The organism is Rhizobium sp. YJ-22 (assembly GCF_029601685.1).
Classification (GTDB): domain Bacteria; phylum Pseudomonadota; class Alphaproteobacteria; order Rhizobiales; family Rhizobiaceae; genus Metarhizobium.
Genome location: NZ_JARRIR010000034.1, coordinates 1 through 14,940 on the forward strand (window position 1 = coordinate 1; position 14,940 = coordinate 14,940).

General features: G+C 62.4%; 15 protein-coding genes. 8 read left to right on the plus strand and 7 right to left on the minus strand.

Annotation, left to right across the window (positions count from 1 at the left end; genetic code table 11):
* Window positions 1-196: 196 nt before the first annotated feature.
* On the minus strand, window positions 197-628 hold the full coding sequence (locus tag P7F60_RS30030) for an Lrp/AsnC family transcriptional regulator (protein WP_277921149.1): 432 nt from the start codon (window positions 626-628) through the stop codon (window positions 197-199).
* A gap of 124 nt (window positions 629-752) precedes the next feature.
* Here P7F60_RS30030 and P7F60_RS30035 point away from each other — a divergent pair, with 124 nt between their 5' ends.
* The 4 genes from P7F60_RS30035 to P7F60_RS30050 all read left to right on the plus strand — a co-directional run bounded on the left by P7F60_RS30035 (window position 753) and on the right by P7F60_RS30050 (window position 2,947).
* Window positions 753-1,880, plus strand: coding sequence for a saccharopine dehydrogenase family protein (locus P7F60_RS30035; protein ID WP_277921150.1), 1,128 nt, complete (start codon window positions 753-755; stop codon window positions 1,878-1,880).
* Between the two features lie 218 nt (window positions 1,881-2,098).
* Window positions 2,099-2,353 carry a hypothetical protein gene (locus P7F60_RS30040; protein ID WP_277921151.1) on the plus strand — a complete coding sequence of 85 codons (255 nt, stop codon included), beginning with the start codon at window positions 2,099-2,101 and terminating at the stop codon, window positions 2,351-2,353.
* Between the two features lie 22 nt (window positions 2,354-2,375).
* A complete protein-coding gene (locus P7F60_RS30045) occupies window positions 2,376-2,675 on the plus strand; it encodes a BON domain-containing protein (protein ID WP_277921152.1) in 300 nt (99 codons plus the stop codon).
* 29 nt (window positions 2,676-2,704) lie between these two features.
* A complete protein-coding gene (locus P7F60_RS30050) occupies window positions 2,705-2,947 on the plus strand; it encodes a hypothetical protein (protein ID WP_277921153.1) in 243 nt (80 codons plus the stop codon).
* A gap of 40 nt (window positions 2,948-2,987) precedes the next feature.
* Here P7F60_RS30050 and P7F60_RS30055 read toward each other — a convergent pair whose 3' ends face one another.
* Window positions 2,988-4,424 carry an NAD-dependent succinate-semialdehyde dehydrogenase gene (locus P7F60_RS30055; protein WP_277921154.1) on the minus strand — a complete coding sequence of 479 codons (1,437 nt, stop codon included), beginning with the start codon at window positions 4,422-4,424 and terminating at the stop codon, window positions 2,988-2,990.
* Between the two features lie 315 nt (window positions 4,425-4,739).
* On the opposite strand from P7F60_RS30055, the gene P7F60_RS30060 reads away from it, so the two are divergent.
* Window positions 4,740-6,440 (plus strand): PAS domain-containing methyl-accepting chemotaxis protein, encoded by a 1,701-nt coding sequence (locus tag P7F60_RS30060; RefSeq protein ID WP_277921155.1) that lies wholly within the window; start codon window positions 4,740-4,742, stop codon window positions 6,438-6,440.
* A gap of 102 nt (window positions 6,441-6,542) precedes the next feature.
* Here P7F60_RS30060 and rnk read toward each other — a convergent pair whose 3' ends face one another.
* The 3 genes from rnk to P7F60_RS30075 all read right to left on the minus strand — a co-directional run bounded on the left by rnk (window position 6,543) and on the right by P7F60_RS30075 (window position 9,631).
* A complete protein-coding gene (gene rnk, locus P7F60_RS30065) occupies window positions 6,543-6,938 on the minus strand; it encodes a nucleoside diphosphate kinase regulator (protein WP_277921156.1) in 396 nt (131 codons plus the stop codon).
* Between the two features lie 346 nt (window positions 6,939-7,284).
* Entirely contained in the window at window positions 7,285-8,460 is a 1,176-nt protein-coding gene (locus P7F60_RS30070) for an ABC transporter substrate-binding protein (RefSeq protein WP_277921157.1), read from the minus strand.
* A 244-nt stretch (window positions 8,461-8,704) separates the two neighbouring features.
* The gene (locus P7F60_RS30075) at window positions 8,705-9,631 is read right to left on the minus strand and encodes a LysR family transcriptional regulator (protein ID WP_277921158.1); all 927 of its coding nucleotides are present in this window, start codon (window positions 9,629-9,631) and stop codon (window positions 8,705-8,707) included.
* Between the two features lie 146 nt (window positions 9,632-9,777).
* On the opposite strand from P7F60_RS30075, the gene P7F60_RS30080 reads away from it, so the two are divergent.
* From P7F60_RS30080 to P7F60_RS30090, 3 genes are read left to right on the plus strand one after another with little or no spacing between them, the layout of a single operon-like run.
* Complete coding sequence (locus P7F60_RS30080; protein WP_277921159.1) at window positions 9,778-10,932, plus strand: NAD(P)/FAD-dependent oxidoreductase; 1,155 nt, start codon at window positions 9,778-9,780, stop codon at window positions 10,930-10,932.
* A 29-nt stretch (window positions 10,933-10,961) separates the two neighbouring features.
* Window positions 10,962-11,750 carry an alpha/beta hydrolase gene (locus P7F60_RS30085; protein WP_277921160.1) on the plus strand — a complete coding sequence of 263 codons (789 nt, stop codon included), beginning with the start codon at window positions 10,962-10,964 and terminating at the stop codon, window positions 11,748-11,750.
* A 14-nt stretch (window positions 11,751-11,764) separates the two neighbouring features.
* Window positions 11,765-12,646 carry an alpha/beta hydrolase gene (locus P7F60_RS30090; protein ID WP_277921161.1) on the plus strand — a complete coding sequence of 294 codons (882 nt, stop codon included), beginning with the start codon at window positions 11,765-11,767 and terminating at the stop codon, window positions 12,644-12,646.
* A gap of 45 nt (window positions 12,647-12,691) precedes the next feature.
* Here P7F60_RS30090 and P7F60_RS30095 read toward each other — a convergent pair whose 3' ends face one another.
* Both P7F60_RS30095 and P7F60_RS30100 read right to left on the minus strand, forming a co-directional pair.
* Window positions 12,692-14,473, minus strand: coding sequence for a recombinase family protein (locus tag P7F60_RS30095; RefSeq protein WP_277921162.1), 1,782 nt, complete (start codon window positions 14,471-14,473; stop codon window positions 12,692-12,694).
* 13 nt (window positions 14,474-14,486) lie between these two features.
* Entirely contained in the window at window positions 14,487-14,720 is a 234-nt protein-coding gene (locus P7F60_RS30100) for a hypothetical protein (protein WP_277921163.1), read from the minus strand.
* Window positions 14,721-14,940: the final 220 nt, after the last annotated feature.

Below are 14,940 nucleotides of genomic sequence, written 5' to 3' on the forward strand. Positions count from 1 at the left end.
ACCCAACAACAAAAGCAAACCGCCCTCGCCGCCAGAAGCGCTCCCGCCGCCGCCGATGAACGGGCTTATAGAACCACCCCACCCAAACAGTCAACACCATCTTCACAAAAAAGATAGAAAACTTTCTACCTATCTGTTTCTAAAAGGAAAAATCAGATGACTGTGTCGAGCGGTCTATTTTACGCCTGCAATAGCGTCAGCGAACCAGGCGATCCGAAAGGATGATCGACGACAGCGTGCGTTCGACGCCGGGCAAGGCGCCGATCGTGTCGATCAGCACATCGAGATCGCCGATCGACGGCGAGGCGATGATTGCGATCAGGTCGTAGGGACCGTTCACGGAATAGAGGGCGGTGATCTGGCTGAAGGCGGTCAGTTCCGCAGTGACGGTCGTCAGGGCCTTCGGTGCGATGGTGATCAGAACATGCGCGCGTATGAGGCCGGCAAGATAGGCTTCGGAGAGACGCAGCGAATAACCGGCGATGACCCCTCCCCTTTCCAGGCGATCCAGACGCGCCTGGACTGTGGTGCGCGACAGTCCGAGACGGCGCGCCAGGGTCGCGACCGGCATCCGCGCATTCTCTCCCAGAAGCGCCAGCAACTCGCGATCCTTCGATGTCATTTGCATTTTGCCCAATTCCTTCGTCGTTTTGCCCAAACATATACGGCATATTCGTCTGTTCGTCGCTTTGAATCGACAGCAAACCACACCACACTGCTTTCGACATCAGCATTAAGCAGAGGAACGGCATATGAAACAGGTGGTCATCATCGGCGCAGGCAAGATCGGCGCGGCAATCGCACAGATGCTGGCGGTCACGGGCGACTATTTCGTCACCGTCGCCGATCGCAGCCAGGCCGCTTTGGCCGGCGTTATCCCGCATGAGGCCGTGGCCACCGCCGAAGTCGACATCAGCAACGCCAAGGAATTGCTGGCGCTGCTCACCGGCAAGTTTGCCGTTCTCTCCGCCGCGCCGTTCCACCTGACGGGCGCCGTCGCCGAAGCCGCCGTCGAGGCGGGCATTCATTATCTCGACCTTACCGAAGACGTCGCCACGACCCGAAAGGTCGAGGCTCTCGCGGAAAAATCCAAGGGCGCACTCATCCCGCAGTGCGGTCTGGCGCCGGGTTTCATCTCCATCGTCGCCAAGGATCTCGCCGATCGTTTCGACGCGCTGGACAGCGTGCGCATGCGCGTCGGCGCCCTGCCTCAGTATCCGTCCAACGCGCTGAACTATAACCTGACCTGGAGCACGGACGGCCTGATCAACGAATATATCGAGCCTTGCGAAGCCATCGTCGAGGGCCGGCTGATCACCGTTCCGGCTATGGAAGAGCGTGAGGAATTCTCGCTCGACGGCGTGACCTATGAGGCGTTCAACACCTCCGGCGGCCTCGGCACGCTCGCCAAGTCGCTGGAAGGCAAGGTGCGGACGATGAATTACCGCACCATCCGCTATCCGGGCCACCAGGCGATCGTCAAGGCGCTGCTCAACGACCTCAATCTCAAGAACCGCCGCGATGTCCTGAAGGATCTGTTCGAAAACGCCCTGCCGGCCACCAAGCAGGATGTCGTCGTCATCTTCGTCACCGTCTGCGGCTGGAAGGACGGTCGTTACCTGCAGGAAACCTATGCCAACAAGGTTTATGCCGCAACGGTTGCCGGCCAGAAGATGAGCGCCATTCAGATCACCACCGCTGCCGGTATCTGCACGGTGCTGGACCTGTTGGCCGAAGGTCATCTGCCGGCGAAGGGTTTCGTTCGCCAGGAAGAGGTCTCGCTGGAAAGCTTCCTTGCCAACCGTTTTGGGCGCGTCTACCAGCCCGACGTCGTCTCCGCCGCGAAACAGGATCGCCTGCTGGGCACCGCCAAGGCCTGACCGTCCATTCACCGCATCGATCGAACGGCCGCCGAATCACCTTCGGCGGCTGTTTTCGTTCGTCTGCCAAGCAGACGCTCCAGGTCATAAGCGGCAACAGGCGCCGCAGGAATATCCTGATCATCCGCAGACGCGCCGGCGCGCCCACCCGGGAACGTTTCGGCGCGCATTGCGTTACCTTAGGAAGTCGCGGGAGAACGTCCGCAAGGGAGCGTCGCATGACCGATATCCTAGAGGCGCGCATTCTGGCGCATCGCCGGCTGCTGATCAGCCTCGTGGCAATGCTTGCGGGAGATCCGAGCTACCGGACGCGCATCGAGGCGCTGCTCGACGAAAGCGAAATCCCCATGGATCAAGAGGAAGACCCCGGCATCGTGCCGGGAGAGGCCTTTGCCGAACAGAGCCGCTCGGCCGAGGAGATCACCGCAATCCTTCGACAAGGCCTGGCGCGCGCCAGCGCCTCCCCTCGCTAAACCAGTTCGAAAGGAGGACCTGATGGTCAACAAGCCCGGAATGTTCCACGAAACCACGCGGACGCTTGCTCCGGAAGACCCACAGGCCGCACCGCTGGAAAGCGCCGTTGCCGATGCCTTGGCCGTCGCCGGCGGCATCGATGCCTCCGATGTCACGGTCACCGCAGTCGGCAGCGTCATCGTGCTGGAAGGCAACGTGCTGCAACTCGAGGAAATCAGCCTCGCGACCGAGATTGCCCGGTCCATTCCGGGTGTCAGCGCCGTCGACAATCGCCTGACCGCTGCCGGCCTCAAAGATGTCATCACCGGCTACCGGCATTGACGGCGCCCTTTGCACAGGAGAACACGCGCATGACAGATCCGAATTCGTCCACCGCCCGCGGCCCACTCGCCAGGAACAAATCGGCCGAGCCCCTGCCAGGCGAACTGAACAGCGAGACGCAGCACGCCGAGGATATTTCCCCTGATGACGTGCCGAATATCGACGCGATGCGTGAGGCGGCGCGCCTGCGCAACGATGGCTTCATCGTCAAAACCGATCTCGAAGACCAGGACGAGCGTGATGCCGCGCCCGGCACGCGCGAGCAGCCGTGACAAATGCCGCGGCCGATGCCTTTCGGCCGCGGCGTCGCCCTCAGGCGTACTTCATCTTGTGCGAGACGGTTTTGACGATCGTGTAGTGCGACAGGCCTTCGGCGCCCCCTTCGCGCCCGTAGCCGCTTTCCTTGACGCCCCCGAACGGCGTCTCGGCGACCGAGGCCTCCAGCGTATTGATCGAGAGGTTGCCGGCCTCCACCCGTTGCGTCAGTTCCTCGACATTGGCGGCGGAATCCGTGAAAGCATAGGCAGCGAGGCCGAAGGGCAGCGCGTTGGCCTTTTCGATCGCCTCGTCCAGCGACGCCACCGGATTGATGATCGCCAGCGGTCCGAAGGGCTCCTCGTACATGGCGCGGGCATCGTCTGGTGCTTCGGCCAGCACTGTCACCGGGAAGAAATAGCCGCTATTCTTGATGCGATCGCCGCCGGCAAGAATTTTTGCACCCTTTTGCCGGGCATCCGCGACCAGAGTTTCGAGCGCCTCGATGCGACGATGATTGGCGAGCGGACCCATTTCGGTCGCTGCATCCATGCCGTTGCCGACCACGACGCTGCGCGCCCGCTCGACGAAGGAGTCCCGGAAAGCGGCAAAGCGCGATTCATGCACGAAGAAACGCGTCGGCGAGGTGCAGACCTGGCCGGCATTGCGCGCCTTTCGGGTCGCCGAAAGCCGGCCGGCCGCCACCGGATCGGCATCTTCGCAGACGATCACCGGCGCATGGCCGCCGAGTTCCATCAGCACCGGCTTCATGTGGCGGGCGGCGATTTCCGTGAGGTGCTTGCCGACTGCCGTCGAACCGGTGAAGGCGACGAGCCGCGTCTGGCTGTGGGGAATGATATAGCTGGAGATCTCCGAGGGCACGCCGAAGACGAGGTTCAGCACACCTGCCGGCAGACCTGCATCCTGCAGCGCGCGGGCGATGTGCATCGCCCCGGCAGGAGTCTCCTCGGAAGCCTTGAGGATGATCGAACAACCTGCAGCCAGCGCCCCCGCCACCTTACGGGCCGGTTGGCTCATCGGAAAATTCCACGGCGAGAACGCTGCGACCGTTCCGATCGGCTGATGCACGACCACATAACGAATGCCCGGCTTGCTGGGGATCACGCGGCCATAGGTACGAACCGCCTCGCCGGCGTCCCATTCGAAGAATTCGCAGCCGCGGATCACTTCCAGCCGCGCCTGCAGGAAGGGCTTTCCATGCTCCAGCGTAATGGCATGGGCGATCTCGTCGATGCGCTCGCGCATGATGGCGGCCGCGCGCAGCATGATGGCGGCGCGCTCGGCCGGCGATGTCATGCTCCAAACCTTGAAGCCGCCCGCCGCTGCCGACAGCGCATCGTCCAGATCCGCCCGCGCCGCGACCGGCGTCGCGCCGATCACCGTCTCATCGGCGGGATTGACGACCGGAAGGCTATCGGCCGTCTTTCTCCACTGCCCGTCAATGAAAAGCTGGATGTCCGGATACTGCGTCATGGTTGTGAAGCCTCGCTGCTGGGGCGGAGAAAAAGCTCAGGCCCGCGTCTGCGGCAAAGACAACACCACCGCGATATATATATCAATCCACAATGATTATATAAATTAATAGGATTTTCAGATGAATGCCCGTTCGGACATTCTTGCGAAATATCAAAATTTGATCCCGTTCAAGTTTTAGAAAAATCAGCCGAGTGCACGCATAAATTTCAAGTTTAAAATTATCGAACACCATGATTCGATTAAAAATTTAGCGGAATCTTAAATTGTGTCAGGCATAAACGTAATATTATTGCTGCTTTGCGGATTTCGGTCATGCCTTCCTTTCCATTCGGCCTTTCCTCTGATTCCCGTCATGTTCTCGATGCCCTGTCCCGATCCCTTGCGATTATCGAATACGATCTCGACGGCAACATTCTCGATGTGAATGAAAATTTCTGCCGGACCATGGGATACGAGCGCGCCGAAATCGTTGGCAAGCACGACCGCCTGTTCGTGGATCCTCTCGAGGCAGGCTCCCCCTCCTACCAAGCCTTCTGGAAGCGGCTTGGGGAAGGCTCTTACGAACGGCAGCAATACAAGCGTCTCGGCAAGCACAACCGTACGGTCTGGATCGAAGCATCCTACAATCCGGTCTTCCGCGGCAAGAAGCCCTACAAGGTGATAAAGGTCGCGACCGACATCACCGCCGCCAAGGCCGATGCGCTGGACAGCCAGGGCAAGATCGATGCACTGACGCGCTCGCAAGCGGTCATCGAGTTCCTTCCGGACGGCACGGTCCTGACTGCCAATGCGAATTTCCTCAAGGTGCTCGGTTATGAACTGGCGGATATCGTCGGGCGGCACCATTCGCTGTTTTGCGCACCGGAATACGTGTCCTCTCCCGCTTATGCCGAATTCTGGAGTCGGCTGGCGGCCGGTGAATTCCAGATGGGGCAATTCATGCGACGGGCAAGAACCGGCGACGATGTTCATATCCAGGCCAGTTACAACCCGGTCTTCGACGAGAACGGCAAGGTCTGCAAGGTGGTGAAATTCGCCAGCGACGTGACCGGCCGCGTACAGGCGATCGAGGAACTGGCGGCGGGCCTGCATCGTCTGGCGGACTGCAACATCCGCATCACCATGGATCATCCCTTTGCGCCGGAATTCGAAAGCCTGCGCCACGACTTCAATACCTCCATCGGCAAGTTCCAGGAAACGCTGGAACAGGTGATGGCCGAGACCAACCGCCTGAATGCCAATGGCGGCGAAATGCGACAGGGCTCGGAAAGCCTTGAGCATCGCACCCACCAGCAGGTGGCGGCGCTGCGCCAGACCACAGCCGCGCTCGACACGATTACCGAAACCATCCACGAATCGAACACGCGCACGGCGGAAACGCGCTCGCTGGTCAGCGATGCCCGCGAGGCGGCGGCGGAATCGGTCAGCGTGCTCAATTCCACCGTCGAGGCCATGGGGCGGATCGAAGGGGCCTCGCGCGAGATCGCCAACATCATCGACGTCATCGACGAGATCGCCTTCCAGACCAATCTGCTGGCACTGAATGCCGGCGTAGAAGCGGCACGCGCAGGTGAAAGCGGCAGGGGTTTCGCGGTCGTGGCGCAGGAGGTGCGCGAGTTGGCGCAGCGCTCCGCCAAGGCAGCCAAGGAAATCGCCGGACTGATCGGTCATTCCTCGCGCGAGGTGACCCAAGGGGTGAAGCTTGTCGCCGAGACCGGGGATGCGCTGCGCCGGATCGAGGATTTCGTGCGCAGCATCGATGCGAATGTCGCCGCGATCGCCGACACCGCCAATCGGCAAACCGAGCAGCTTGCCGAGATCAACACCGCCGTCAGCGCCATCGACACCATGTCGCGCGATAACATCGCCATGGTCGGCGGCATGAACGAAGTCAGCCGCACGCTGGCCGAAGGCGCCGAAAAGCTGGTGGCGCTGGTCCAACGCTTCAAGCTCAACCGTCGCAAGCGAATCCGCGAGGCCGGAGCTGCAACAGGGGAAAGAAAGGCGGCGTGACGCCAACGCCGTCTTCTTGAGAGGAGGTCTTGCACCTCCTGCAGCAGGGTTCGCTTTCGTTCGGGCGCAGCCGCTCGATAGAGGTTCATCCGGCCGGCGGCTTTACTCCGCCGCATCCAGCTGCGGTGTCACAGAAGCAATCGTGAGAAAATGCTGGCGGCCGTCATTGGCGGTGAAATCGATGGTCTGGCCGACGGCCATACCGAGCAGCGCGGTGCCAACCGGGGTGAGAATCGAGATTCGGCCGGAGGCGATGTCGGCATCGGCCGGATAGACCAGCGTCACATGCCGGGCCGCGCCGCCTTCGGTGCGATATTCCAGCGTCGAGCCCATCTGCACCGTGCCGGTCGGCACGGCGCCGTCCTCGACGATGCGCGCCCGCTCCAATTCGCCGATTAATTCCTCGGCGAGTTCCGGTTTGCGCTCGATCAATCCGTTGGCCATGGTCAGCAGGCGCTCGTGATCGGTCTTCGCGACGATAATTGCGGGTCTTTCCATGGGATCATGCCTCCTGTGAACATGGCCAGCCAAAAAAGCCGCCATGCCAAAACGTCGCCCGCCGCCGGATTTTTCATCCGGACACCGAACGACCATTGTCGAAAAATGGGAAAAGAAAACGCTTCCCCGGTCTCAGCCTGTCTGAGCCGGGGCTATCATCCCGCGATGGGGACGGGCCTGAACATGGGTTCGCGCGTTTTCATGGGAGAAGTGTCGGTTCTTCGGCTGACAATGTCAAGCCTGCCGGCCGATCGACGGTTGCGTCGGCTGGTTCGATACCATGAAAAAGCGTGGGCGACATGCGGCCGTCCGGGCCGCATGTCGCAGATTGGGGGGTCCGGCCGGCTTATTCGGCGGGCATCTTGCAGTCGGCGGCGTAGGAATCGCTATGCGCCGTCAGCACCTTGCTTTCGGTCTTCAGCACCATCTTGCCATCGGCGCCCTTTTCCGCCTTCAGCGCGTACCAGTCCTGCACCGGATGCTGGTTCGGGCCGAACTTGAAGCTGCCGCGCACGGACTTGATATCCGAGGTCAGCAGCGCCTTGCGGAAGGCAGGCACGTCGTCGATGCCGCTCTTTTCGAGGCCGGTGCCGATCAGCAGCGCGGCGTCATAACCTTGCGCGGCATAATAGGTGATCGGACGGTCGCCGAATTTCGCCTTCCAGGCAGCGACGAAGGCCTTGTTGACCGGATTGTCGAAATCGTCGTTCCAGTGGCTGGTGACTTGCACGCCCTGCGCGGCATCGCCCACGGCCTGGACGATGACATGATCCAGCGAGGCCGGATGCACGACCATCGGGATATCCTTGAGCAAACCGGCCTGCTGATATTGCCGCATGAAGGCGATGCCGAGGCCACCGGGCTCGAACTCATAGACGACATCCGGTTTGGCATTGCGGATCTGCGCCATTTCGGCGGCGAAATCGGCCTGGTCGAGGCTGGTATAGGTCTCGCCGACGACCTCGCCCTTGTAGAAGCGCTTGAAGGCCTCCATCGTCTCCTTGCCGGCCTGATAGTTGGGCGCGATCAGGAAGGCGCGCTTGTAACCCAGCGACTGGGCGAGCGCGCCAGCGCTTTCGCCCTGGCTGTCGTCCTGCCAGGAACTGACGAAATAATTCGGATGGCAATCCTTGCCGGCAAAGGTGGCGGACGCCGTGTTGGCGCTGACATAGACCGCGTCGTTGTCCAAAATATCCGGCACGGCGGCGAAGGCGACATTGGCGAAGACGATGCCGGTGAACAGCTTGATATCCTGTTCCGACAGCATCTTGTCGGCGATCTGCTTGGCATTGCCGGGCTTCAGCGCATCGTCCTCGACGACCAGCTCGACCGGCTTGCCGCCAAGCTTGCCGCCTTCGGCATCGATGGCGAGCTGAAAACCGTCGCGGATATCCTGTCCGAGATAGCCGGCCGGGCCGGACAGGGTGGTGATCATGCCAATCTTCGTCGCATCGGCGGCAAAAGCCACGCTCGAAACGGTGAAAGTCAGGCAGGTCGTCGCCAGAAGCCTGCGAAAATTCATGGTGTCGTTCCCCTTGTTGCTGCCCCTCCTGTCGCCCGGCCTCGGCAAGGCAGGTGGAGACGGGCAGAGTGCAGATCGAACCGTCATGAAGGGGCGCCCTTCCCGCGGGCAACGGCGCGTGAAACGGGCCGCAGCATGCCGGGATCGGGCCAGCACCCCTCCTTGCTGTCCGGTGGTCAGGATTTGCGCAATTGAAGTTTCCGTAAATGGAAATCTGTTCGCTCAATTATGAGCAAAGGGAATATCAGCCATTCATCTCCTCGGCCGTGCGGCGCAGGCTTTCCACCAGCAGCGTGGCGGCCGGCGACAGGCGCGATTGCACGCGCGTGGTAATGCCGATCGGCACCGCCGTCGCCTTCAGCGGCACCGGCAGAATGGTCAGTGTGCCCGCCGCCTCCTCACGCCGCGCCACATGGGCGGGAAAAACGCCGAGATAATCCGCATCGGTTAGCAGCGCCCGGTTGGTCAACAGCGAGACGGATTCGACCGCATGTTGCGGCGGCTCGATCCCCTCCTGATGGAAGGCGATATCGACCTGCTGGCGCAGGCTGGTTTCGGAGGGCGGCAGGATCCATTCCCAATCGAGCAGATCGGCCAAACCGATCCTGGTGCGCCCGGCCAGCGGATGCCCATGCCGGGCAACGACGCAGGCGACGTCGTCCATCAATCCCTCCTGCACCACCTTCAGCCGGTCGCGATGCTCCGACAGGCGGCCGACCACCATGTCGAGTTCGCCGGCGCGCAGCGCCGGGATCAGCACGTCATTGGTGCCCTCCACGATTTTTACCACCAGACGCGGCCTTTCGCGCTTCAGCCGCGCAATCGCTCTTGGCAGCAATTCGGCCGAGGCCGAGAGCAGCGTGCCGATCGACACACGGCCGCCGGTGCCGTCGCGCAGATCGGCCAGATGCTCCTCCGCATGGGCAAGCTGGGCGATGACGAGGCGGGCATGCTCGGCCAGCGCCTCGCCGAACATGGTCGGCACGACGCCGCGATTGGTGCGGTCGAACAGGCGGGTGCGGGTCAGCACCTCCGCCTCCTGCAGCGCCTTGGTGATTGCCGATTGCGTCATGTTGAGCTGCTTGGAGGCGCGCACCAGATTGCCTTCGTCGACGATCGCCACCACCATGCGCAGATGGCGGATGGTCAGGTGGTTGGTCATCGCCTTCATGTTCGCTCTCGCTTATTAGAATTTATTGATATTCCTGTTGGTCATTAAAGTTTCCACAGAATTCACTTGCCAGCAAGCCGGCGCTGCGGAAATCTGGCCGCAAAACAGGTCGGCGGCCCATTGGCCGGTCCGAGGGGAGTCAATCGATGTCAGAACAGAACAAAGCCCGCCATGCCGAAATCGCCGGCGCGGGCATCGGCGGTCTGACCGCCGCCATCGCCCTTGCGCAGCGGGGCTGGAGCGTGACCGTGCATGAGCGCGCGCCGAACCTGCGCACCTTCGGCGCCGGCATCTATATCTGGAGCAACGGGCTTCGCGTGCTGAAGGCGCTCGGCGCCTATGACCAGGCAACGGTCGGCGCCCATATCGGCCCGCAATTCCACACCCGCGACCATAACGACACGACGATGGAAGAAATTCCGATCAACGGTCCCGGCGATGCGCGGCTGATCACTATCCTGCGCGAAACGCTGATCAACACGCTGGTCGACGTCGCCCGCAAGAACAATGTCGAAATCCGCACCAATTCCGCCGCCACCGGCGCAACACCGGAAGGCGAATTGCTGCTGGCAGACGGCTCGGCGCGCAAGGCCGATCTGGTGGTCGGCGCCGATGGCATCAACTCCAATGTCCGCGATTCCCTCGATCTGATGCTGTATCGCAAGCATCTCGGCTATGGCGCAATCCGCATGTTGATCCCGCGCGCCGAGGGCGATGTGCCGCCGGAGGACGAGAACCGCTATATCGAATATTTCACCGGCACGCGCCGCATTCTCTATACGCCGGCCAGCGAGAGAGATCTCTATGTGGCGCTGTGCTGCGCCGCCGAGGATGCCGAGGCGCTGAAGGTTCCAGCCGACCGTCAGCTCTGGACCGAGTCCTTCCCGCATCTTGCCCATCTCGTCGCCCGCTTCGGCGATGCCGGCCGCTGGGATGCCTTCGAGGTGGTCAAGCTCAAGCGCTGGAGCAAGGGGCGCGTCGCCATCCTCGGCGATGCCGCGCACGCCATGCCGCCCTATCTCGGCCAGGGCGGCGGTTGCGCGCTGATGAACGGGCTGGCGCTTGCCGATGCCGTCGGTGCCGCCGACGACATTCCACAGGCGCTGGAACGATGGGAAGAACGCGAACGGCCGCTGACCGAGCATACGCAGGACACCGCCGAGCGGCTGGGCGACATGAATTTCTGGCCGGACGACATCCGTTCGCAGGTGCTGAAGATCACCGGGCAGAGCCCGGAAATCGGCGCCATCCGTATGCGCACCGCCCGCCATGTGCCCACTGCAGCTGATTTCGACGTTTGAGCGCTCATTCTTTTTTCGGGAGGTTTTCCATGCAATCCATTCAGATCGGCAATAACACCCTGTCTTATGACGAGGCCGGCCAAGGCCCGGTGCTGCTGCTGCTGTCGGGCTGGTGCCAGGATCACCGCCTGTTCAAGACGCTGGCGCCGGAACTGGCCAAGACCCACCGCGTCATCCGTCTCGACTGGCGCGGCCATGGCGAGCATCGCGCGCATGACGGCGATTTCACCACCGACCAGCAGGCCGACGACGTCATCGCTTTCCTCGACGCGATGAAGATCGACAGCCTCGTGCCGGTTTCCACCTCGCATGGCGGCTGGGCCAATATCGAAGTGACGGATCGCCTCGGCCCGGCGCGCATCCCGCGCTCCGTCGTCATCGACTGGATCCAGACGACGCCGAACGAAGCCTTCTTCTCGATGATCGACCATATCCAGGATCGCACCAACTGGGAAAACGGCCGCGGCGATTTCTTCAATTACTGGATCGGCGATACCGAAAACCGGGATATCATCGACCACGTCAACAAGGAGATGGCGGGCTACAGCTTCGAAATGTGGGCGCGCTCCGGCCGCGAGATCGCCAAAGCCTACCGCAAATGGGGCAACCCGATGCAGCGCATGGCGGCGATGAAGCAACACCGCCCGATCACCCACATCTATTCGCAGCCCTTCGAGCCGGAATATGCGCAGGCGCAGCTCGATTTCGCCGCGCAAAATCCGTGGTACAAGCCGCAGAAGCTGCCGGGCAAGACGCATTTCCCGACGCTGGAACAGCCGCTGGTGATGGCCGAGACCATCCGCGCCTTCGTCGCCTGACCCGGAGGGAAGACATGACCGATCTCGCCGCAGAAGCAGGTTGGCCACGCGAACGCCTCGACCGCGACTACAGCGCCCGGGGCTCCGTGACAGCGGAGGTGTTCGACGCCGCCATGGCGGCCTATCGCAGCACGTCGGATGCCGTGCGCCCCGACTGGCTGACATCCGTCGATGTCGTCTATGACGAAACCAGCGGCCAGGCCATCGACGTCTACGGCACACAAAGCGGCGAATTGCGGCCGCTCTTCCTCTTCATCCATGGCGGTTATTGGCGGATGCTGTCGAAGGCGGAGTCCGCCTTCATGGCCGCGCCGCTCGGCGAAAATGGCATCGCCACCGCCGTCGTCGATTATCGCCTGTCGCCAGCGGTCGGTCTCGACGAAATCGTCCGCGAGGTGCGCGCCGCCGTCGCCTATCTCTGGACGCATGGCGAAAGCCTCGGCATCGACCGCAACCGGATTTACGTCGGCGGCAGCTCCGCCGGCGGCCATCTGACCGGCGCGGTCCTCTCCGGCGGCTGGCAACGGCAATTCGGCGTCCCCGAAGATGTCGTCAAGGGCGCGATGCCGATCAGCGGCCTCTTCCATCTGGCGCCGATTTCCCGCTCCTTTGTCCAAGAATGGCTGAACCTGCCGGACGACCAGGTCGCCCCGCTCAGCCCGGCCGAAAATATTCCCACCCATGGCTGCCCCATCATCGTCGCCTATGCCGCCGGCGAGCCGGATGGATTCAAGCGGCAATCGGCCGAATACGACCGCCTGTGGCGCGAAGCCGGCTTCGAAAGCCGGCTGATGGAAATCCCCGGCCGCAACCATTTCGATGTGTTGCTTGACCTTGCCGACGGCGAAAGCCTGTTGTCGCGCACGCTGGTCGACCTGATCAGGGGGACGCGCTGAGGTCTCAGCGTGGCCTTTCCACCGCACCTTACTCCACAGTCAGCGTCATGCTCGGCCTTGTGCCGGGCATCTGCCGACGACTGCCAAGCCTTTGACGTTGAAGGATATATCTGACGTGCTCAGATACTCGGGACAAGCCCAAGCGTTGGCTGTGGCTGACAAGCGGGATGACGGAAGATCGGGCTTTGGTGTGTAGCCGGGTTTTCCGGTGCGCTCGATCCAGTCGAGGATCGTGCCAAGCTCGCCTTGCAGGGTGACTGAGAAGTCTCGGCGCGTCGGGCCGGGGGTGATGACGATGCGGTCGATGATCTCGCGGATGGCCTGGGCGGCTTCCGCTGCGTCGTCGGGATGGTCGAGCGCATCGGTCAGACGTTCGATCCGACGCCGGTAGGTTTCGGCAATGCCGGGATGGATGTCGGGAACGTCCTGCGGCACGTCGGAGAGACGGGCGGTGAGACTATCCTGTTTGGCTTCAAGCTCGGTCAGGCGGTCGGATAAGGCACGATGCCAGCCGCCTTGCTCGATGACGCGCACGATCTCGGCAATGGCCTTCGCCGTCTCGGCCAGTTCCCTGCGACTGGCGTTGGCGGTGGTGCGACGCTCGCGGTTGAGCCGATTGGTTTCCTCCGCATAGGCTCGCATGGCTTCCGCGGCCATTTCCGGGGTCATCATGCGCTCGCGCAGGCCGGTCAGAACGCGGGCCTCCAAAGCCTTGCGGTCGATAGTGCGGGCGTTGTCGCAGCCGTTGCCAAGGACATGGTTGGTGCAGGCATAGCGGTCCTGCCCGCGACGGGCGTAGGAGCCGCCGCAGCAGCCGCAGAACAACAGGCCGGACAGCATAGTGCGTGGACGGTGGGTGGCGTTCAGCGCGCCAGCCCTGGCAAGGCTGCGCTTCATGCCCTCGCGCGACGCCTCGATCTGATTCCTGTAGAGGGCGGTCAATTCGTCCTGCCGCGCCTTGGCCGCGTCCCACAGCTCCTGCGGCACGATGCGAAGCTCGGGAGCCTCTGCACGTATCCATTCGCTTTCGGGGTTGAGCCGATAGGCAAAGTGGCCGGTGTCGGGGTTCTTGAGCTTCTTCTGACGGTTCCAGCGGATAACGCCGATATAGAGCTCGCAATTCAGGATGCCGGAACTGATGATGCGGTTGCCCCGGATCGTGGTGTCGTTCCAGCGCTTGCCGGTGGGGCTCGGGATGCCGTCGCGGTTCAGGTCGGCTGCGATGCGCTGCGGTCCCTTGCCGGCGACATATTCGCGGAAGATGCGGCGGATGACCTCGGCCTGTTCCTCGATGATCTCGCGCTCGCCCCGGATCGGCTCGCCGCGTTCGTCAAGCTGGTGGATGACACGATAGCCATAGGCGTTGCCGCCGCCGATCTTGCCGGCCTCGACACGGCCTCTGATGCCGCGATGGGTCTTGATAGCGAGGTCTTTCAGGAACAGGGCGTTCATGGTGCCTTTCAGGCCCACATGAAGCTCGTTGATCTCGCCTTCGGATAGGGTGACGATGGTGACGCCTGCGAAGCGAAGGCGCTTGAAGACGCCCGCCACGTCCTCCTGATCGCGGCTGATGCGGTCCAGGGCCTCGGACAATACCATGTCGAAGCGGCCCGCCTGTGCATCGGCTAGAAGCGACTGGATGCCGGATCGGATGAGGGAAGCGCCGGAGATGGCCCGGTCGGAATAGCTCTCCACGATGGTCCAGCCCTCGCGGGTAGCGCGCTCGCGGCACTGGCGTAACTGATCTTCGATGGAAGCGTCGCGCTGATTGTCGGAGGAATAGCGGGCGTAAAGGGCAACGCGGGGCGCTGAACGGGCAATGCTCATGGGGTCGATCCTTTCAGTCGGTTTCGGCCTCGTCCTCCGTGTTGCCGGTTTCCAAGGGCCTGTTGTCGTTTGCGGCGGTCAGCCGCTCGAAATCCTCTCGCGCCATGCGGCGGCCAATGATGCGGGCCAGCCGGATGGCGACCTCATCGACCTTGCGCCACGTCACGGCGTCCGGCTCGTCCTGCGGGCCGGTATTGTCGTTGGCCGGTCTGAACCGTTCCGGCCTCGGGCCTGTGTCGTCTCCCATGCAACTGCCTGTATTTTGTTGGACTCAAACAGGCATGAAGCAGCTCGTAGAGAAGAACCGAAGACGAAATCGAACGCCGTGCGGCCGTAGACGGCCATCGGCGGCAAATAGGACAGGTTACGATTCACTATCGCCTCCGCTTTTGCTGTCGGAAGGGGAGCGCCCGCGCTCACCTCCCGCCTTATCTGCTTCCCAAGCCCCTGCCGGGGCGGCGGCATCC